Origin of the sequence: Bordetella pertussis 18323 (genome assembly GCF_000306945.1) — a bacterium.
Classification (GTDB): Bacteria; Pseudomonadota; Gammaproteobacteria; order Burkholderiales; family Burkholderiaceae_B; genus Bordetella; species Bordetella pertussis.
Genome location: NC_018518.1, coordinates 2,441,584 through 2,460,970, shown reverse-complemented (window position 1 = coordinate 2,460,970; position 19,387 = coordinate 2,441,584). Strand labels below are relative to the sequence as shown.

The 19,387-nt window shown below is 68.1% G+C and carries 14 protein-coding genes; 6 read left to right on the top strand and 8 right to left on the bottom strand.

Annotation, left to right across the window (positions count from 1 at the left end):
- Nucleotides 1–3: 3 nt before the first annotated feature.
- Both BN118_RS11620 and argA read right to left on the bottom strand, forming a co-directional pair.
- Nucleotides 4–276: an oxidative damage protection protein gene (locus BN118_RS11620; RefSeq protein ID WP_003813239.1), complete on the bottom strand. Its 273-nt coding sequence runs from the start codon at nt 274–276 to the stop codon at nt 4–6.
- 73 nt (nt 277–349) lie between these two features.
- Nucleotides 350–1,753 carry an amino-acid N-acetyltransferase gene (gene argA, locus BN118_RS11615; RefSeq protein ID WP_014905869.1) on the bottom strand — a complete coding sequence of 468 codons (1,404 nt, stop codon included), beginning with the start codon at nt 1,751–1,753 and terminating at the stop codon, nt 350–352.
- 132 nt (nt 1,754–1,885) lie between these two features.
- Here argA and hrpA point away from each other — a divergent pair, with 132 nt between their 5' ends.
- A complete protein-coding gene (gene hrpA / locus BN118_RS11610; RefSeq protein WP_010930878.1) occupies nt 1,886–5,770 on the top strand; it encodes an ATP-dependent RNA helicase HrpA in 3,885 nt (1,294 codons plus the stop codon).
- 131 nt (nt 5,771–5,901) lie between these two features.
- Here hrpA and lpxO read toward each other — a convergent pair whose 3' ends face one another.
- The gene (gene lpxO / locus BN118_RS11605; RefSeq protein ID WP_041166285.1) at nt 5,902–6,801 is read right to left on the bottom strand and encodes a lipid A hydroxylase LpxO; all 900 of its coding nucleotides are present in this window, start codon (nt 6,799–6,801) and stop codon (nt 5,902–5,904) included.
- 137 nt (nt 6,802–6,938) lie between these two features.
- Between lpxO and dnaE the strand changes: the two genes are divergently transcribed.
- From dnaE to BN118_RS11580, 5 genes are read left to right on the top strand one after another with little or no spacing between them, the layout of a single operon-like run.
- On the top strand, nt 6,939–10,430 hold the full coding sequence (gene dnaE, locus BN118_RS11600) for a DNA polymerase III subunit alpha (RefSeq protein WP_010930877.1): 3,492 nt from the start codon (nt 6,939–6,941) through the stop codon (nt 10,428–10,430).
- Nucleotides 10,430–11,533: a glycosyltransferase family 4 protein gene (locus tag BN118_RS11595; protein ID WP_010930876.1), complete on the top strand. Its 1,104-nt coding sequence runs from the start codon at nt 10,430–10,432 to the stop codon at nt 11,531–11,533. The genes dnaE and BN118_RS11595 overlap by 1 nt, the downstream gene beginning before the upstream one ends.
- The gene (locus BN118_RS11590; RefSeq protein ID WP_010930875.1) at nt 11,526–12,377 is read left to right on the top strand and encodes a polysaccharide deacetylase family protein; all 852 of its coding nucleotides are present in this window, start codon (nt 11,526–11,528) and stop codon (nt 12,375–12,377) included. Before BN118_RS11595 ends, BN118_RS11590 begins: the two co-directional genes overlap by 8 nt.
- Nucleotides 12,374–13,126: a glycosyltransferase family 2 protein gene (locus BN118_RS11585; protein WP_003813226.1), complete on the top strand. Its 753-nt coding sequence runs from the start codon at nt 12,374–12,376 to the stop codon at nt 13,124–13,126. The genes BN118_RS11590 and BN118_RS11585 overlap by 4 nt, the downstream gene beginning before the upstream one ends.
- Nucleotides 13,123–14,235: a glycosyltransferase family 4 protein gene (locus tag BN118_RS11580; RefSeq protein WP_003813224.1), complete on the top strand. Its 1,113-nt coding sequence runs from the start codon at nt 13,123–13,125 to the stop codon at nt 14,233–14,235. Before BN118_RS11585 ends, BN118_RS11580 begins: the two co-directional genes overlap by 4 nt.
- Here BN118_RS11580 and BN118_RS11575 read toward each other — a convergent pair.
- The 5 genes from BN118_RS11575 to BN118_RS11555 all read right to left on the bottom strand — a co-directional run bounded on the left by BN118_RS11575 (nt 14,214) and on the right by BN118_RS11555 (nt 19,258).
- Nucleotides 14,214–15,830, bottom strand: a complete 1,617-nt coding sequence (locus BN118_RS11575) for a phosphoethanolamine transferase (protein WP_041166184.1) — start codon at nt 15,828–15,830, stop codon at nt 14,214–14,216. The two genes, BN118_RS11580 and BN118_RS11575, sit on opposite strands and share 22 nt — an antisense overlap.
- Before the next feature lie 76 nt (nt 15,831–15,906).
- Entirely contained in the window at nt 15,907–16,857 is a 951-nt protein-coding gene (locus BN118_RS11570) for an IS481-like element IS481 family transposase (protein WP_014905866.1), read from the bottom strand.
- 98 nt (nt 16,858–16,955) lie between these two features.
- Nucleotides 16,956–17,726 carry an amino acid ABC transporter ATP-binding protein gene (locus BN118_RS11565; RefSeq protein ID WP_003812022.1) on the bottom strand — a complete coding sequence of 257 codons (771 nt, stop codon included), beginning with the start codon at nt 17,724–17,726 and terminating at the stop codon, nt 16,956–16,958.
- Nucleotides 17,723–18,403 carry an amino acid ABC transporter permease gene (locus tag BN118_RS11560; protein WP_003812020.1) on the bottom strand — a complete coding sequence of 227 codons (681 nt, stop codon included), beginning with the start codon at nt 18,401–18,403 and terminating at the stop codon, nt 17,723–17,725. The genes BN118_RS11565 and BN118_RS11560 overlap by 4 nt, the downstream gene beginning before the upstream one ends.
- Before the next feature lie 66 nt (nt 18,404–18,469).
- On the bottom strand, nt 18,470–19,258 hold the full coding sequence (locus tag BN118_RS11555) for an amino acid ABC transporter substrate-binding protein (protein ID WP_010930319.1): 789 nt from the start codon (nt 19,256–19,258) through the stop codon (nt 18,470–18,472).
- Nucleotides 19,259–19,387 lie beyond the last annotated feature (129 nt).

Here is a 19,387-nt window from a genome sequence, read left to right as displayed (position 1 = left end):
CGCTCAGGCCGAGGGCGGGACATAGCCCTGCGCCTCGACGGTGCCGTCCTCGAACAGGAAACGTTCCATCTGCTGCTGCAGGTACTTGCGCGCGCGCGCGTCGGCCAGGTTGAGGCGGTTCTCGTTGACCAGGCGCGTCTGGATCTGCTTCCACTCTTCCCAGGCCTCCTTGGAGATCTGTTGCCAGATGCGGGTGCCCAGTTCGCCCGGGTACGGAGGGAAGTCCAGCCCTTCGGCTTCGCGCTTGAGTTTCACACAGTTGACGATACGGGACATGGTTTGCTGCCGGTAAGTTGCGAACAGGCCATTTTAGCCGGCTTGCCGCCGCGCGCGGCGGCAAGCCGGCTGGTTACAGTTTCTTGATGAAAACCAGGCTGTTGCGCGAGCGGTTGTAATTGTTCTGCTTGTCGCGCGGCAGGTCGGCGACGCCGCCGCGTACGAAGCCGCGTTTCATGAACCAGTGCGAAGTGCGGGTGGTCAGCACGAACAGGCGGCGCGCGCCGCTGGCGCGGGCGCGCGACTCCATGTGGCGCAGCAGGATCTCGCCTTCGCCGGAGCCCTGCCATTCGGGGTGCACGATCAGGCAGGCCATCTCGGCCATCTGGTCCTCGGGGAACGGATACAGCGCGGCACAGCCGTAGATCACGCCATCGTGCTCGAGCACGGTGAAGCGTTCCACGTCGCGCTCGATGGCGCTGCGCGGGCGCGGCACCAGGGTGCCGTCGGCTTCCAGCGGTTCGATCAGGCTGAGGATGGCGCCCACGTCGTCGAGCGTGGCTGCGCGCAGGTCGTCCAGCGTGTCCTCGACCACCATGGTGCCCACGCCGTCGTGGGTGAAGATCTCCAGCAGCACGCTGCCGTCCAGCGCGTAGGGCACCAGGTGGGCGCGCGCCACGCCGCGCTTGACGGCCAGCGAGGCATGCTGCAGGAAGTAGGTGGTGTCCTCGTCCAGTTCCCCGCGCGCCAGCAGGGCGTCGGCATCCACGCGCGCCAGCTCGGTGTCGACGGCGCCGTTGCCGTCGAGCACGCCGGGCTCGCCGGACAGGAAGATCAGTTTCTCGGCGCGTAGGGCCACCGCCACGCTGGTGGCCAGGTCTTCCATGGCCAGGTTGAAGGCGTCGCCGGTGGGCGAGAAGCCCAGCGGCGAGAGCAGCACCACCGAGCCCTGCTCGATGGCGAACTTGAGCGCGTCGACATCGATCTTGCGCACCTGGCCGGTGTGCTTGTAGTCGATGCCGTCCACCACGCCGGTGGGCCGGGCGGTGACGAAGTTGCCCGACAGGACGCGGATGTGCGAATGCGACATCGGCGTGTTGGGCAGGCCCTGGCTGAAGGCGGCCTCGATGTCCAGGCGGATCTCGCCGGCCGCCTCCTTGGCGCATTCCAGCGCGGCCGGGTCGGTGGGCGCCAGGCCCCGGCCGAACTGCTGGGTGTAGCCCTTCAGGCGCAGCTGTTCATTGACCTGCGGGCGCGAGCCGTGCACCAGCACCAGGTGGATGCCCAGGGCCGACAACAGGGAGAGGTCCTGCACCAGGATATTGAGGGCGCCGGCCTGCACCAGCTCGCCGCCGAACGCCACCACGAAGGTCTTGCCTCGGAACGCATGCACGTAGGGCGCCACTTCGCGGAACCATCGGACGAATTGCGCGGGGGCGAATTCGGGGGCTTCGAGCGCGGAGACGGTGTCTGGTTCCAGATCGGGCATGATGGTCGGAATACTCCTGTGGTCTTGGTGCGGGCAGCGGTCTTGCATGGCCGCCGGTCAGCCGCGCTGATGCGGCCAGCGGAAATTATATGGCCGGCGCGCGCCGGCGGCAGGGCGCGCGCGCGGGTTTCCGGTTGGCCGGCGCCTCCTATAATGCCGGGTTCAACGGATATTTCGTCAATGCCAGAAGCCTCCCGTCCGCCCGAGCGCGCGGCCGCCGCGCGCTCCGAGCCGCGCCCCGAGCGGCCCATCCCCGCGATTTCCTATCCCGAAGACCTGCCGGTCAGCGCGCGGCGCCAGGAAATCGCGCGCGCCATCGCCGCCCACCAGGTGGTCATCGTCAGCGGCGAGACGGGGTCGGGCAAGACGACCCAGCTGCCCAAGATCTGCCTGGAGCTGGGGCGCGGCCGGCGCAAGATGATCGGCCATACCCAGCCCCGCCGCCTGGCGGCCACCTCGGTGGCTAAGCGCATCGCCGAAGAGCTGCGCACGCCGATGGGCGAAGTGGTGGGGTACCAGGTGCGCTTCAACGACCGCACCGGCCCGAACGCCTCGATCAAGCTGATGACCGACGGCATTCTGCTGGCCGAGTCGCAGCGCGATCCGCTGCTGCGCCGCTACGACACCATCATCATCGACGAGACGCACGAGCGCAGCCTGAACATCGACTTCCTGCTCGGCTACCTCAAGCAGCTGCTGCCGCGCCGGCCTGACCTGAAAGTCATCATCACCTCGGCCACCATCGACGCCGAGCGTTTCGCGCGGCATTTCGCCGCCGGCCCCGAGCGTCCGGCGCCCGTCATCGAGGTGTCGGGGCGCCTGTATCCGGTGGAAGTGCGCTACCGCCCGGTGCAGCCGCCCATGTCCGACGAAGCGGCCGCCGCGCCCGCCAAGGGCGGGCGTGAACGCAGCGCCGGCGACGAAGAGCGCGACCTGATCGACGCCATCGTCGACGCGGTCGACGAGTGCGCGCGCCACGGTCCCGGCGACGTGCTGGTGTTCCTGCCGGGCGAGCGCGAAATCCGCGAGTCGGCCGAGGCGCTGCGCAAACGCCATCCGGTCGGCACCGAAGTGCTGCCGCTGTATGCGCGGCTGTCGCAGGCCGAGCAGGAACAGATCTTCCACCCGCGCGGCAATGCGCGGCGGGTGGTGCTGGCCACCAACGTGGCCGAAACCTCGCTGACCGTGCCGGGCATCCGCTTCGTGGTCGACAGCGGGCTGGCGCGCGTCAAGCGCTACTCCTGGCGCAACAAGGTCGAACAGTTGCGCATCGAGCCAGTCAGCCGCGCCTCGGCCAACCAGCGCGCCGGCCGTTGCGGCCGGATCGGCCCGGGCCTGTGCATCCGCCTCTACGACGAGACCGATTTCAACGCCCGCGCGCCGTTCACCGACCCGGAGGTGCTGCGCTCCTCGCTGGCGTCGGTGATCCTGCGCATGAAGTCGCTCAAGCTGGACGACATCGAGCAGTTTCCGTTCGTCGAGGCGCCGCCGGGGCGCGCCGTGGCCGATGGCTACCACCTGCTGCAGGAGCTGGGCGCCATCGAGCTGGCCGGCGACGGCGAGGCCGCCGAGGCGGGCGGTGGCGGCGCGGCGTTTCGCCTGACCCGCACCGGCCAGGAGCTGGCCAAGCTGCCGGTGGACCCGCGCATCGGCCGCATGATCCTGGCCGCGCGCGAACAGCAGTGCCTGGCCGAGATGCTCATCATCGCCGCCGCATTGTCGGTGCAGGATCCGCGCGACCGCCCGATGGCTGAGCGCGAGGCGGCCGAAAGCGCGCACGCCAAGTTCGCCGACGACAAGTCCGAATTCCTGTCGTTCCTGAAGCTGTGGCGCTGGTATGGCGAGCAGGTGCAGCACAAGGCATCGCAGCGCAAGCTGGTGGCGCTGCTGCGCCAGAACTTCCTGTCGCCGGTGCGCCTGCGCGAATGGCACGACGTGCATACCCAGTTGGCCGCGCTGGTGGGCGAGCAGGGCTGGCGCCTGAACCAGAGCGAGGCCACCTACGAGCAGCTGCACATGGCGCTGCTGTCGGGCTTGCTGGGCAATATCGGTTTCAAGGGCGAAGAGGGCGGCCAGTACCACGGCGCGCGCGAGATCCGTTTCCACATCCATCCCGGCTCGCGCCTGGTCAAGAAGGCCGGGCGCTGGATCGTCGCCGCCGAACTGGTGGAAACCACGCGCCTTTACGCGCGCTGCGTGGCGCGCATCGAGCCGGTATGGCTGGAGCGCGCCGCCGCGCACCTGCTGCGCCGCAACTGGTCCGACCCGCGCTGGGAGAAAAAAGCCGGGCAGGTGGTCGCCAACGAGCGCGCCACCCTGTATGGCCTGCTGGTGTACAACGGCCGGCGGGTGCACTACGGCCGCATCAACCCGCAGCACGCCCGCGAACTGTTCATCCGCCAGACCCTGGTGCCCGGCGAGATCGACACCCGGCTGCCGTTCGTTGCGCACAACCGCAAGCTGATCGCCGGCATCGAGAAGCTGGAGCACCAAACGCGCCGGCCCGACATCCTGGTCGACGACGAGCTGATCTACGCGTTCTACGACCGCCAGTTGCCGGCCGACATTTCGCAGGCCGCCAGCCTGGAAAAGTGGGTAAACGGGCTGGACAAGGCCGCCGCCGCGCGCCTGCTGCTTACGCGCGACGAACTGATGCGCCACGAGGCGGCCGGCGTGACCACCGACGTGTTTCCCAAGAAAGTCGAGTGGCAGGGCGTGGCGATGCCGCTGGACTATCACTTCGAGCCGGGCTCGCCGCGCGACGGCGTCACGCTGTCGGTGCCCCTGTTCGCGCTCAACCAGCTCGACGCGCAGCGCTGCGAATGGCTGGTGCCGGGCATGCTCAAGGAAAAAGCCCACCTGCTGCTCAAGTCGCTGCCGCAGAAGCTGCGCCGCCATTGCGTGCCGCTGCCCGACTACGCGGCGGGCTTCTACGAACGCTGGTACGAGCGCCAGGCCGACCCCCAGCAGGGCCTGGTCGATGCGTTGATCGCCGACATGTGGGACCAGGTACAGGTGCGCCCGGCGCCCGGCGACTTCAAGCTGGAAACGCTGCCGGCGCACCTGTTCATGAACTTCAAGGTGGTCGACGAGCATGGCCGGATGCTGGCCGCCGGGCGCAATCTGGCGCAGCTCAAGGCCGAATTGGGCAAGCAGGCCCAGGCGACCTTCCAGCAACTGGCGGCGCGCGATTCGGACGTGGCGCAAGCGCTGGCGCACGAAAACCTGACGTCCTGGTCGTTCGGCCCCTTGCCCGAGATCATGGAGATCAAGCGCGGCGGGCAGTCCGTCATCGGCTACCCGGCGCTGGTCGATCGGGGCGCGCATTGCGATCTCGACGTGTTCGACGATCCCGACGAGGCGCGCCGCCACCATCGCGCCGGCCTGCTGCGGCTGTTCCGGCTGGCCTTGCGCGAGCAGGTCAAGTTCCTGGAAAAGAACCTGGCCGACCTGACGAAGATGAGCATGCTGTACATGGCCCTGGGCACGCAGGAAGAGCTGCGCGACCAGATCATCGATTGCGCGCTGGCGCAGGCCTGCCTGGCCGAGCCCTGGCCGGTCAATGAGCAGCAGTTCGAGGCGCGCCGCCAGGAGGGCAAGGGCAGGCTGGGTTTGCTGGCGCAGGAGGTGGCGCGCATGGCGCACGCCATCCTGGCCGAATACGGCGCCCTGCAGCGCAAGCTGCCGCAGGCCAGGCCGCACGCGGCGGCCTACGCCGACCTGCAGCAGCAACTGGGCGTGCTGATGCCGAAATGGTTCGTGCGCGACACACCTTACGCGCAGCTGGCGCACTATCCGCGCTATCTCAAGGCGGCGGTGGCGCGCATCGACAAGCTGCGCGCCGATCCGGCGCGCGACGCCCGCCTGATGGGCGAGATGGCGCCCATCCTCACCCAGTACCAGCGCGCGCGCAGCGCGCTCAAGGGCGCGCCCGATCCGCGCCTGGACGAATTCCGCTGGTTGCTGGAAGAACTGCGGGTCGCCCTGTTCGCCCAGGAATTGCGCACCCCCATGCCGGTCTCGGTCAAGCGCCTGATGAAGGCCTGGGAGTCGTTGCGGCGGTAGGGGGCTGTCCCACGGGTGCCTGTCCCTGCGGGGACAGGCACCCCGAGAGTTTGCGGGTGCCAGTCCCCCTGCGGGGACAGGCGCCAAGTCAGCGGGTGCCAGTCCCCCCGCGGGGACAGGCACCCGGGTGGTTAGAGTGCCAGGAAGCCGATGGCCACCAGGGCGATCAGGCCCCACTTGGTGGCTTTGTAGACGGTGCGGTTCCAGGCCTTGAACTGCTTGCGCTTCTGGTCGATGACCCAGTGCGCGTGGGTCAGCTTGTTGATGGCGCCGGTCTGGTCGCCGGCGTCGTTGGGCGAGCTGGCGGCCGACATGACCACGCGGCCGAACCAGCGGTTGAAGGCCTCGGCCCAGCGCCATTTGAGCGGACGCTCGACGTCGCAGAACAGGATGATGCGGTTGCCTTCGCTCTTGTTGTGCGCTTCGTGCACATAGGTTTCGTCGAACACCACGCTTTCGCCATCGCGCCAGCTGTAGCTTTCGCCGTCGACGGCGATGTAGCAGCGATCGTCGTTGGGCGTGGCCAGGCCCAGGTGGTAGCGCAGCGATCCCGAGAAAGGGTCGCGGTGCGGGTTCAGCTTGCCGCCCGGCGGCAGCTCGGCGAACATGGCCGCCTTGACCTTGGGCAGGCTCTTGAGGATGGCCACGGTCTTGGGGCAGAGCTCCTCGGCGGAGGGGTGGCGGGCGTCGTACCACTTCAGGTAGAAGCGTTTCCAGCTATATTTGAAGAACGAGTTGAAGCCGATGTCGTCATGGCGCTCGGCGGCCTTGATGCGGCGCAGCTCGGCCATTTTCAGGGCTTCATCGCGAATGGTTTCCCAGTTGTCGTCCAGCACCTTCAGCTCGGGGATTTCGCTGGTGGTCAGGTACGGGGTGGTGGGCACGCGCGAGGTCAGCACCATGAAGGCATTGACCGGCGCCAGCAGCACGGAGTGGTCCAGCATCTGGCGCGACAGCGACAGCCGCACGCGGCCGCGGAAGTGGGCAAACAGGATAGAGGCCAGCCATAGGCCCGGGATCAGCCATTTCATGGTGCGCAGAGGACGTCGTTGCGGCATCCGTGGGATAAATCGGTAATCAGGTATTGTTACACAGGCGGCTGCCCAGCGGGCCCGGAAGGGGGGCGAAATCGTGCCGGCGGCTGCCCCGACTGGGTACAATTCCGGACATGTCCGAAGCCGTAACAAACCCGCCCCCATTTGTACATTTGCGCGTCCATTCCGAGTTCTCCGTCTCGGATGGCATCGTGCGCATCTCCGATCTGATCAAGCGCGTGGCCAAGCTGGGCCAGCCGGCCGTGGCGCTGACAGACCTGTCGAACATCTTCGGCCTGATCAAGTTCTACAAGGGCGCGCGCGGCGCCGGGGTCAAGCCGGTGGCCGGCAGCGATGTCTGGCTGACCAACGACGATGACCGCGAAAAGCCGTTCCGTCTCCTGCTGCTGGTGCGCAACCACCAGGGCTACCTCAACCTGTGCGAGCTGCTGACGCGCTCGTTCCTGGAGAATCAGTACAAGGGGCGCGCCGAGGTGCGCCGCGAATGGCTGCAGGGCCAGGAAGGGCTGATCGTGCTGTCGGGCGCGCGCGGCGGCGACGTCGGCCAGGCGCTGGAAGCCGGCAATGCCGTCACGGCGCTGTCGCTGGCGCGCCAGTGGGGCCAGCTGTTTCCGGGTTCGTACTACATCGAATTGCAGCGCGCCGGCTTCGACGGCGACGAAACCTATACCCAGGCCGCCATGCGGCTGGCCGCCGAGGCGGGGCTGCCGGTGGTGGCCACCCATCCGGTGCAGTTCCTGGACCGCGACGAGTTCCAGGCGCACGAGGCGCGCGTGTGCATCGCCGAAGGCGAGATCCTCGCCAATCCGCGGCGGGTGCGGCGCTACACGCAGGACCAATACCTGCTCAGTTCCGAGGAAATGGCGCGCCGCTTCGCCGACGTGCCCTCGGCGCTGGCCAATACGGTCGAGATCGCGCGGCGCTGCAACCTGACCCTGGTGCTGGGCAAGCCGCGCCTGCCGAACTTCCCCACGCCGGACGGCGTGACGCTGGACGACTACCTGGTCCAGCTGTCCGAGGAAGGCCTGGAAAAGCGCCTGCAGTTCCTGTTCCCCGACGAGGCCGAGCGCAACGCCAAGCGCGACCAGTACTACGAACGCCTGCGCTGGGAGTGCAAGACCATCATCCAGATGGGCTTTCCCGGCTACTTCCTGATCGTGCAGGACTTCATCAACTGGGGCAAGAACAACGGCGTTCCGGTCGGGCCGGGGCGGGGCTCGGGCGCCGGCTCGCTGGTGGCCTACGCGCTGGGCATTACCGACCTGGATCCGATCCGCTACGACTTGCTGTTCGAGCGCTTCCTGAATCCGGAGCGGGTGTCGATGCCTGACTTCGATATCGACTTCTGCCAGGACAACCGCGAACGGGTCATCGACTACGTCAAGATGAAGTACGGGCGCGAGGCGGTCAGCCAGATCGCCACCTTCGGCACCCTGGGCGCCAAGGCGGTGGTGCGCGACGCCGGCCGCGTGCTGGACATGCCCTACCTGTTCTGCGATGCCCTGTCCAAGCTGATCCCGTTCAACCCGGCCGACCCGTGGACGCTGGAGCGCACGCTCAAGGACGAGCCGGCCTTCAAGGACCGCTACGAGCAGGAAGAGGAAGTGCGCGCCCTGGTCGACCTGGCGCGCCCGCTCGAAGGCCTGACGCGCAGCATCGGTATGCACGCCGGCGGGGTGCTCATCGCGCCGGGCAAGCTGACCGATTTCTGCCCGCTGTATTGCCAGCCCGGCCAGGAGAACAGCGCGGTCTCCCAGTTCGACAAGGACGACGTCGAGGCGGCCGGCCTGGTGAAGTTCGACTTCCTGGGCCTGCGCAACCTGACCATCCTGGACTGGGCGGTGCGCTTCGTGCGCCAGTTCAATGCCGACAAGCGCGACTTCGACGTCATGGCCCTGTCGCTGGACGACCAGGCCGCGTACAAGGTGCTGTGCGACGCCAACACGACCGCGGTGTTCCAGCTTGAATCGCGCGGCATGAAAGAGCTGCTCAAGAAGCTGCGCCCCAGCACTTTCGAAGACATCATCGCCATGCTGGCCCTGTACCGGCCGGGGCCGCTCGAATCCGGCATGGTGGACGATTTCGTCAACCGCAAGCACGGCCGCGCCGCGGTCGATTATTTCCACCCGGACCTGGAAGGCACCCTGCGCAGCACGTACGGGGTCATCGTCTACCAGGAACAGGTGATGTTGATCTCGCAGATCATCGGCGGCTACTCGCTGGGCGGCGCCGACCTGCTGCGGCGCGCCATGGGCAAGAAAAAGCCCGAGGAAATGGCCAAGCACCGCGAACTGTTCGAGCAGGGCGCGCGCGAGAAGGGGCATGATCCCGACCTGGCGGTCAAGCTGTTCGACCTGATGGAGAAGTTCGCGGGCTACGGCTTCAACAAGTCGCACTCGGCCGCCTATGCGCTGATCGCCTACCAGACCGCATGGCTGAAGGCCTACCATCCCACCGAGTTCCTGGCCGCCACGCTGTCGTCCGACATGGACGATACCGACAAGGTGCAGATCTTCGTGCGCGACGCCCAGGACAACGGCGTCGAGGTGCTGCCGCCCGATGTCAACGCCTCGGGCTATCGCTTCGAACCGGTGGCGGACAAGCACACCGAGCAGGGCAAACCGCCGCGCACCATGCGCTACGGCCTGGGCGCGGTCAAAGGCACCGGGCAGGGCGCGGTCGAGGAAATCCTGCGCGCGCGCCAGGAGGGCGGCCCGTTCGCCAATCTGTTCGACTTCTGCCGCCGCGTCAGCAAGCACGCGGTCAACCGGCGCACCATCGAGGCCCTGATCAAGGCCGGCGCGTTCGATACCATCGAACCCAACCGCGCCGCCATGCTGGTCTCGGTCGGTACGGCGATGGAGGCGGCCGAGCAGGCCGCGCGCAGCGCCAACCAGTCGTCGCTGTTCGGCGACGACAGCGGCGACGTGGTCGCCGGCGAGCTGACCAAGGTCGCGCCCTGGAACCTGCACACCACGCTAACCGAGGAAAAGACGGCGCTGGGCTATTACTTCAGCGGCCACCTGTTCGACGCCTGGCGCGACGAGGTGCGCCGCATCGTGCCCATGCAGCTGGCGCGCCTGGAGCCGCAGCGCGACCTGCAATGGATGTGCGGGGTGCTGGCCGGCGTGCGCACCATGATGACGCGGCGCGGCAAGATGGTGTTCGCCGTGCTCGACGACGGCACAGCGCAGATCGAGATCTCGGTGTTCAACGAGCTGTACGAGAAGCACCGCGGCCGCCTGCGCGAAGACCAGTTGCTGGTGGTGCAGGGCAAGGTCAGCAACGACGAGTACTCCGGCGGCATGCGCATCGTGGCCGAGCAGCTGTACGACCTGCAGCTGGCGCGCGAGGCGCGCGCCAAGTCGCTGCGCATCCGGCTCAACGGCCAGGCCGACGCGGCGCGCCTGCGCCAGCTGCTCAACCCGTTCCGGGCCGAGCCCGAGAACGGCGTGCCCGGCGTGCCGGTCGACGTGGTCTACCGCAGGAACAATTTCCTGTGCACGGTGCGGCTGGGCGAAGACTGGCGCGTGCGCATGGCCGACACGCTGCTCGAGAACCTGAACGACTGGGCCAAGCCCGACGGCGTCGAGGTCACCTACTGATGCGGCCATTGCGTATCGTGCATTCCGAAGCCGCCACCAGTTTCGGCGGCCAGGAAGGGCGCATCTTCAAGGAAATGACGGCCATGCGCGAGCGCGGCCATCACATGGAGGCGATCTGCCAGCCGCAGGCCCAGCTGGCGCGCCGCCTGGCCGAGGCCAGCTTCACCGTGCACACGCTGGAAATGGACGGGCCGCGCAATTACCTGCGCGGCGTGCTGAGCCTGCGCCGCCTGCTGCGCCAGGGCCGCTACGACGTGCTGAACACGCACAGCCGGCGCGATACCGTGATCGCCGCGGCCGCCGGCCGGCTGGCGGGCACGCCGCTGATCGTGCGTACCCGCCACCTGTCCAACAGGGTCGGCTCGCTCTGGTCCTATACCGGGCTGCCGCACCGCGTCACCACGGTCAGCGACCACGTGCGCCAGCACCTCATCGAACGCGGCGTACCCGCCGGCCATATCGCCACGGTGTATTCGCCCATCGTGCTGCCGCCTCCCATCGAACACTCGACCCTGCGCGGCGAGCTGGGCCTGGCGGCCGACGATATCGTGGTCGGCTGCGTGGCGGTGATGCGCGCCACCAAGGGGCACCGCGAACTCATCGACGCCATGCGGCCGCTGATGGCCGAGCGTGCCAACCTGCACCTGGTGTTCGTCGGCGGCGGCTCGCCGATGTTCGAGCAGACCCAGGCCTACGTGGCCGAACTGGGCCTGCAGGCGCGCATCCACCTGATGGGCACGCGCAACGACGTCCCCAACCTGCTGGCCGGTTTCGACCTGTTCGCCCTGGCCACCCGCCAGGAGGCTTCGGGCACCGTCTATGTCGAGGCCGAAGCCTGTGGCCTGCCGGTCGTCGGCACCGACGTGGGCGGCGTGTCCGAGATGATGCGCGATGGCGAGACCGGCATCCTGGTGCCGGTGGACGACCCGGCGGCGCTGGGCGCCGCGCTGCGCCGCCTGATCGACGACCGCGCGTTGCGGCGCCGCATGGGCGAGGCCGGCCGGCGCATGGTGCGCGACGAAAAGGTCTTCGCGCCCGAACGGCTGGCCGAGCGCACCGAGGCCATCTACCGGCAGTGGCTGGCGGAGCGCGGCCATGCGTAACGCGCCCAATGTCCCGGTGCTGATGTACCACCACGTCACCCCGGCCGGCGGCATGATCGCCGCCACGCCCGAGGTGTTCGAACGGCAGATCGCCGCGCTGGCGCGGGCCGGCTACCGCTCGCTGGGCACGGCCGAGTTCGCCGCCTACCTGGACGGCGCCCCGGTGCCCGAGAAATCGGTGCTGATCACCTTCGACGACGGATACCTGAACAACTGGGTGTATGCCCACCCGATCCTGCAGCGCCACGGCATGAAGGCCGTGCTGTTCCTGATCACCGGCCTGCTGGGCGATGGTCCGGCGCGGCCCTGCGCCGGGCAGGACGGGCCGCTGCCGCCCGCGCCCGACCACGACGAAAGCAAGCGCCTGATCGCCGCCGGACGCGCCGACGAGGTCATGCTGCGCTGGAGCGAAGTGCAGGCCATGCTGGCGGCGGGCACCTTCGAGGTGCATTCGCACACCCATACCCATACGCGCTGGGACAAGCAGTGCGGCCCCGACGTCGCCGCCAAGCGCGCCCATATCGTCCAGGAGCTGGCCGATTCGCGCCGGGCGCTGCAGGCCCGGCTGGGCGAGGTCAGCGACCACCTGTGCTGGCCCCAGGGCTATTTCGACGCCGACTATGTGCAGGCGGCGCGCGACGCCGGCTTTCGCCATCTCTACACCACCGACGCCCTGGGCCAGAACGTCCCGGGCGGCGATCCCGCACACATATACCGCTTCGCGGTGCGCAACCGCGCCGGCGGCTGGCTCAACCGCCGCATCTGGCTGGCGCGCCATCCCTGGATCGGCCCGCGCTATCACGCCTGGAAGGCCTGGAAGAAAAAGCTGAGGAGGCGCGCATGACGCTGTCGGTCATCATCATTACCAAGAACGAAGCGGCCAACATCCTGGCATGCCTGGAGTCGGTGGCCTTCGCCGACGAGTTCATCGTGGTCGATTCGGGCAGCACCGACAACACCGTCGAGCTGGCGCGCGATTTCGGCGCGCGCGTCGAGGTCACGCCGGACTGGCCGGGATTCGGACCGCAGAAGAACCGTGCCCTGGACCTGGCCACGGGCGACTGGGTGCTGTCCATCGATGCCGACGAGCGCGTCACGCCCGAGCTGGCGAGCGAGATCCAGGCCGCCATGGCCGGCGCCACGGCCGATTGCTACGAAATCGCCCGGCTGTCGGATTTCTGCGGCCGCTTCATCCGTCACAGCGGCTGGTGGCCCGATTACGTGCTGCGCCTGTTCCGGCGCGGCAGCGCGCGGTTCACCGATGCGGCCGTGCACGAGCGCGTCGTGCCGGCGCAGGGCCAGCCCGCGCGCCTGCGCGGGCACTTCCTGCACTACCCGTACAACAATTTCGACGCCCTCATCGCCAAGGTCAATCGCTATTCCTCGGATGCGGCCGCGATGATGCATGCGCGCGGCAAGCGCGCCACGGTGTTCTCGGCGCTGGGCCATGGCTTCTGGACCTTCGTGCGCATCTACCTGATCCGCCGCGGCTTCCTGGATGGGCGCCACGGGCTGGTCCTGGCCGTGACGGCCGCCGCCGGCAGCTTCTTCCGCTATGCCAAGCTGATGTTCCTGTCCGAGCCGCGCAAGTGAAGATCCTGTACACCAATTTCCATGGCCGCAACGGCGGCGGCCATGTCACCTATGTCATCAACCTGGCGCGCGCGCTGGCGCCCGGGCACGCCCTGACCGTGGCGGTGCCCGGCACCAGCCGGCTGTACCGCTATGCGCGCGAGATTCCCGGCGTCGAGGTGGTGGACATGCAGTACACCACGCGGCTGTCGTCCTGGTTCCATGACCGGGCGGCGCTGCGCCGGCTGATCGCCGAGGGCGGCTACGACATCATCCATTGCAACGGCTCGGCCGACCACAAGCAGGTCATGCTGGCCACGCTGGGGCTGCGCCGCCGTCCGCGCATCGTCTTCACCAAGCACAACGATCATCCGCTGGGCAGCCTGGGCAATCGCCTGCGCGCCACGCTGGCCACCGATCACAGCATCGCGGTCAGCGCCTATGTGCACGGCCTGCTGGCCGATTCGCCGTACAGCCGCCATCCCATCACCACCGTGCGCCACGGCATCGACACCGATTACTACGCGCCGCCCGACGCCGCGACCGCCGCGCAATGGCGCGAGCGCTATTTCGGCCCGGACTGGCGGGGCCGGCTGCTGCTGGGCAGCGCGGGGGGCACCGATTACGACAAGGGCTGGCTCGACCTGGTGGCTGCCGCGGGCAGCCTGCCCGCGCCGCTACGCGAGCGCGTCCGCATCCTGGTGGCGGGCGATCCGCCCAACCAGGCCAAGCTGGATCGCGTGCGCGAACACGGCATGCAGGACCAGATGGTGTTTCCCGGGCTGCTCGACGACGTGCGCGAGGCGCTGGGCGCCTGCGATGCGGGCTATGTGCTGTCGTACCGCGAGGCCCTGTCGTTCGCCTGCCGCGAAATGATGGCGCTGGGCAGGCCGGTGCTGGCCAGCAACGCCGGCGGGCTGCCCGAGAACATTACCGCGGGCCGGGATGGCTGGGTCGTGCCGGTGCGCGACGTGCCGGCCATCGCGGCGGTGTTGCGCGAGATGCTGGAGCAGCCGGAGCGGCTGGCCGAGATGGGCCGCCAGGCGCGCGCCACGGCCGAGCGCGAGTTCGGCCTGCGCGATTTCGCGCAGGCCACGCTGGCCGTCTATCAGCGCACGTTGAGCGCCTGATCGCGCGGTCCCACCCGCGGGGGCGTGGCCGGGCGGCGGCCGTCCGGGTGCGGCGCCAGGTCGGCGTATGCATAAACGTCGCGCTTGGCGTCGATCACCCGTACCGGCCGGCCCGCGCAAGCCGGGGCGGCGGGACGGTGCTTGCAATCGTCCACGCCGGTCGCCACGCCCAGCCAGTCCAGGATCAACCCATAGTTGTCCTCGGTGGAATAGGGCGCGTCGTATTCGCGCCGTGCCGGGGCCGGCGCGGCGGGACTGTTCCAGATGAACATAGGAATATCGAATGCCACGCGCGAGGGCCGCACGCCGCCGTGATAGAACGTGCCCAGCACGCTCTCGTGGCGCTCCAGGCCGTGGTCGGGGTAGAACAGCAAGGAGGCGCGCCGCTCGCGCAGCCGGTCCATCACCGCGCCCAGCAGCGCGTCCACATAGCGGATCGAATTGTCGTAGCAGTCCTCGTAGGGCGCGCCGCCCTGGTACACCGTGGCCGTTTCCGGGTAGCGCGTGCAGTAGTTGTCGTGATTGCCATTGATATGCAGGAAGACCACTTTCCTGCCCGGCTCGGCCAGCGCCGCGTCCAGCAGCGGCAACAGGGCCTCGTCGTACGGCGCGTCGGCCCAGGTCTTGAAATGGGCCATGTTGGCCATGGCCGTGACGGACGTGTCGTAGCGGCCCAGCCTGGCCTGGTTGCTCAGCCAGTAAGTGCGGAACCCTGCGTCGCCGGCCAGCGCCACCACGTTGTCGCCGAATAGCCGCGGGTCGTAGCTGTCCACCGTGGCCGCGCTCAGGGTCAGCGGCACCGCCATGATGGTCAGCGGCGCGGGCGCGGCGGCCTGGGTGTACAGCGTCATGCGGTCGCGTTCGGCCGCCGCCCGCGGCGTGGTGTCGCGCGCGTAGCCGTACAGCCCCCAGTTGGCGCGCCGCGCCGATTCGCCCACCACGACGACATAGGTGTCGATGCCGGTGTCGCGCCGGGTCAGCGCGTGGGTGACGCGGTGCCTGCCCGCCGTGTCGAGCAGCGACTGGTCGTAGCTGGCCTGGATGAAATAGCGCATGTTGAACATCGGCGAACGCGAAACCGTGCGTTCGATCGATGGGTAGTACTCGTCCGCCGCGCCGCGCATCGCCAGCTCATAGCGCAGCCACGAGCCGAAAAAGACCAGCGCGGTGGCGGCCGCGCCCAAGGCCAGCCAGCGCGTGGGCAATTCGTGCGCGGCGCGCCGCACCACCCACAGCAGCAGCGCCAGCACCGCCAGGGTCAGCGCGGCCGAGCGCCAGTGCTGGGTGAGCAGCTGGACGGTCTCGTCGTAGTTCGTCGTCAGGATGCTGTAGGCAAAACCGAAGTTGAAGCGCTGGCCATAGGCTTGGTAGCAGAACTGCGCCAGCCCCAGGTTCGCCGCCAGGACCGTGCACAACAGCACGGCCGCCGGCCGCGTCCAGGCGCGCCGCCACAACAGGGCGCAGGCCAGCATCAGGGTGACGCCCAGCAGATAGACGCGCGGCGAGAACGAGTCGCCATGCAGGCGGGCTTGGATCCAGATCGGGGCGATGCCGGCAACGAGAAGCGGCACCCAGGCTTGCAGAAAGCGGGTCATGGCAATACGGAGGCAGGAAGGAGGGCATGGACGCGGCGCGCGGGGGGCGCGGTCCGGCACGGCGGCGGCGGGCGCCCTAGCTGTGAACTGTCAATAGGTTGTATTCGTCCAGGTTGAGTCTGGAGATGGGTACAGCGCGCCCGATGCCTTGGTGGGGTCGATGCCAGTTGTAGTGGTGTAGCCAGGATTTCATGGCATCGGCTCGGTGTTGGGAGTTCTGGTAGGTGTGAGCGTAAGCCCACTCACGCAAGGCCGACTGGATGAAGCGTTCGGCCTTGCCATTGGTCTGTGGGCGGTAAGGTCGGGTAAAGCGGTGCTTGATGCCCAGCTCATGGCACAGCGCGGCGAAGGCGCGGCTGCGAAAGGCCGAGCCATTGTCGGTGAGCAAGCGCTGGATGGTCACGCCCAGGCGCTGGTAGTAGGCCACTGCGTCCTTGAGGAACTGGACGGCGCTGGGGAAGCGCTCGTCGGGGTGGATGTCGGTGAAGGCCACGCGGGCGTGGTCATCGATGGCCACGAAGACGAAGTCCCAGCCGGCCCCCTCAACGGTATCGCGTCGGTTGCCCGTGACCCGGTGGCCAGGGCGCTGGATACGTCCCAGCTTCTTGATGTCGATGTGCAGCAGATCGCCGGGGGCCTGATGCTCGTAGCGCACCACCGGCTCGGCCGGCTCCAGGTCGGCCAGGTGCGACAGACCGGCGCGGGCCAGGACGCGGCTGACGGTGCTGGCTGACACGCCCAGCGCCTGGGTGATGCGCGCTTGGGTCAGCCGCTTGCGGCGCAGCTCCACGATAGCCAGCGCCTTGGCCGGCGCAATCGCTCGGGGCGAGACCGTCGGGCGCGAGGACGCATCGGCCAAGCCCGCCTGGCCCTGAGCCAGGAAGCGGCCCAGCCATTTGCGCACAGTCGGCGCGGTGACCCCATAGGCGCGGGCCGCTTCAGGCACACAAACTTGATGGGCGATCAATTGCTGGACCATTTCGAGTCGACGTAGGAAGGTCAATCGGGCATGCTTATGGGTGTTCATCCGGCCGGGCTCCTTGAGTGAACTGGGGGGGTGGCGATTTCCAGTTTCTCAAATCCGGTTCGGATGAACCATGCATACAACCTATTGAATCTTCACACCTAGGCGGGCGCGCTCCATTCCTCGGGCAGGCCCTGGGTCAGGGTCGAGACGAACGCGGCGGTGCGCGCATCGCGCGACTGCGCGAAGACTTCGCGCGGCGTACCCGCCTCGACCACCGCGCCGCCCTCCAGGAACACCACCTGCTGGGCGATGCTGGCGGCCAGCCGCAGGTCGTGGGTGGCCATCAGCATGGTCATGCCTTCGCCGGCCAGCCGGCGCAGCACGTCCACCACTTCGATGGCCAGCGACGGGTCCAGCGCCGAGGTCGGCTCGTCGCACAGCAAGACGCGCGGCGACGGCGCCAGCGCGCGGGCGATGGCCACGCGCTGCTGCTGGCCGCCCGACAGCGTGACCGGCCAGGCGTCGGCCTTGGCGGTCATGCCGACTTTCTCCAGCAGCTCCATGGCGCGCGCACGGGCGCGCGGCTTGTCCCAGCGCTGCACCGTGACCAGGCCTTCCATGACGTTGTCGATCACGCTCTGGTGGGGAAACAGCTGGAAGTTCTGGAACACCATCCCGGTCTGGCGGCGGATGCGCTGCACGGCGTCGCGCGCCGGGCGCCGACCGTCGAACGCCAGTGTTTCCGGCCCCAGCCGCAGCACACCGGCCTCGGGAATCTCCAGCAGGTTCACGCAGCGCAGCAGCGTGCTCTTGCCGCTGCCCGAAGGGCCGATCAGGGCCGTGACGCTGCCCTCGGGAATGACGACGTCCACGCCGTGCAATACCCGGTTGCCGCCGAAGCTCTTGTCTATGCCTTGCAGCCCTATCATCGATGTTGCTCCGCGAAGACGGCGTGCTGGCCGAAGCGTTTTTCCAGGCGCACCTGCAGCGAGGACAGGGCCGAACTGAACACCAGGTAGATCAGCGCCGCCTCGGTATAGAGAATGAGCGGCTCGTAGGTCACCGCCGCGATGCGCTGGGCGGCCTGGAAGATTTCGGGCACGGTCAGCACCGCCGCCAGCGAGGTGTCCTTGACCAGCGCGATGAACGAATTGGCCAGCGGCGGCACCGCCACCCGCGCGGCCTGCGGCAGCACGGTGCGGCGCATGGCCTGGCCGCGCGTCATGCTCAGCGAATAGGCCGCTTCCCATTGGCCCCTGGGGATGGATTCGATGGCGCCGCGAATCACTTCCGAGTTGTAGGCGCCGACGTTCAGCGTGAAGCCGATCAGGGCGGCCGGCAGCGGGTCGAGCACGATGCCGACGCTGGGCAGGCCATAGAAGATCACGAACAACTGCACCAGCAGCGGCGTGCCGCGGATCAGCCAGACGTAGAAGCGCATCAGCGCCACGATGGGCCAGGGGCCGAACAGCCGCAGCAGCGCCACCACGAAGGCCAGCGCCAGGCCCGCGGCGAACGACAGCAGCGTCAGCGGCACGGTGAACATCAACCCCGCGTGCAGCAGGGGCCAGAACGAATCGAGCATGAGCTGTAGCCAGGCCGGCACGATGGGGGCTCCTGTGCGTTGCGGGCGGGGAGGGGCGGCGCCGCCGGGCGGGGCCGGCGGCGGGCTTTACTGGGCGGCCGACAGGTCGGCGCCGAAGTACTGCTCGGAGATCTTCCGGTAGGTGCCGTCGGCCTTCAGCTCGGCCAGCGCCTTGTTGATGGCGGCCTGCAGCTCGGGGTTGTTCTTGCGGATCAGCACGCCCGATTCGCTGAACTCCTTGCTCTTGTCGTAGGCTGCCACCTTGACCTTGGCGTTGGGCTTTTGCTTCTTGAAGTCGAGAAACGACAGGTTGTCGTTGACCGTGGCCTCGACGCGGCCCGACATGAGCAGGTCGATGGCTTCGTTGAACCCCTGCACCGGCACCACTTCGGCGCCATAGCTCTGCGCCAGCTTGCCGAAGTTGCTGGTCAGGGTATTGGCCGACTTGCGGCCCTTCAGGTCGGCGAACGACTTGATGGCCTGGTTGTCCTCGCGCACGATCAGCGCGGCCTGCGACGAGATGTAGGGGTCCGAGAAATCGTACTTGGCCTTGCGCGCATCGGTGATGCCGACCTGGTTGATGACGGCGTCGTAGCGCTTGACGTCCAGGCCGGCGATCAGCCCGTCCCACTTGCCTTCGACGAACTCGGCTTTCACGCCCAGCTTCTGGGCGATGGCGCGGCCGATCTCCACGTCGAAGCCGGTCAGCTTGTTGCTGGCGTCGTGATAGCTGAACGGGGCGTAGGTCCCCTCGGTGCCGATCTTGATGACGCCGGCCGCCTTGATGGCGGCCAGGTCGTCGGCCTGGACGGCCGTGCCGATCATGGCCAGCGGCACCAGGCCGGCAAGCAGCAGTTTGCGCAAGGAGAAGTTCATGGCGCGTGCTCCACAGGAAGAGGTGGACGGGGCGCAGCGCCCCGCGGAACTGAGCACTCTAGCAACGCGCCTATTTTTCCACAAAGAATAAGAAATCGTGAAAACATAAGAAAAAGCAATATACCCGGG

Excerpts from the sequence above, each read along its gene's own strand:
- BN118_RS11620 (WP_003813239.1), bottom strand. The coding sequence starts at position 276 with ATGTCCCGTATCGTCAACTGTGTGAAACTCAAGCGCGAAGCCGAAGGG.
- argA (WP_014905869.1), bottom strand. The coding sequence starts at position 1,753 with ATGCAAGACCGCTGCCCGCACCAAGACCACAGGAGTATTCCGACCATC.
- hrpA (WP_010930878.1), top strand. The coding sequence starts at position 1,886 with ATGCCAGAAGCCTCCCGTCCGCCCGAGCGCGCGGCCGCCGCGCGCTCC.
- lpxO (WP_041166285.1), bottom strand. The coding sequence starts at position 6,801 with ATGAAATGGCTGATCCCGGGCCTATGGCTGGCCTCTATCCTGTTTGCC.
- dnaE (WP_010930877.1), top strand. The coding sequence starts at position 6,939 with ATGTCCGAAGCCGTAACAAACCCGCCCCCATTTGTACATTTGCGCGTC.
- BN118_RS11595 (WP_010930876.1), top strand. The coding sequence starts at position 10,430 with ATGCGGCCATTGCGTATCGTGCATTCCGAAGCCGCCACCAGTTTCGGC.
- BN118_RS11590 (WP_010930875.1), top strand. The coding sequence starts at position 11,526 with ATGCGTAACGCGCCCAATGTCCCGGTGCTGATGTACCACCACGTCACC.
- BN118_RS11585 (WP_003813226.1), top strand. The coding sequence starts at position 12,374 with ATGACGCTGTCGGTCATCATCATTACCAAGAACGAAGCGGCCAACATC.
- BN118_RS11575 (WP_041166184.1), bottom strand. The coding sequence starts at position 15,830 with ATGACCCGCTTTCTGCAAGCCTGGGTGCCGCTTCTCGTTGCCGGCATC.
- BN118_RS11570 (WP_014905866.1), bottom strand. The coding sequence starts at position 16,857 with ATGAACACCCATAAGCATGCCCGATTGACCTTCCTACGTCGACTCGAA.
- BN118_RS11565 (WP_003812022.1), bottom strand. The coding sequence starts at position 17,726 with ATGATAGGGCTGCAAGGCATAGACAAGAGCTTCGGCGGCAACCGGGTA.
- BN118_RS11555 (WP_010930319.1), bottom strand. The coding sequence starts at position 19,258 with ATGAACTTCTCCTTGCGCAAACTGCTGCTTGCCGGCCTGGTGCCGCTG.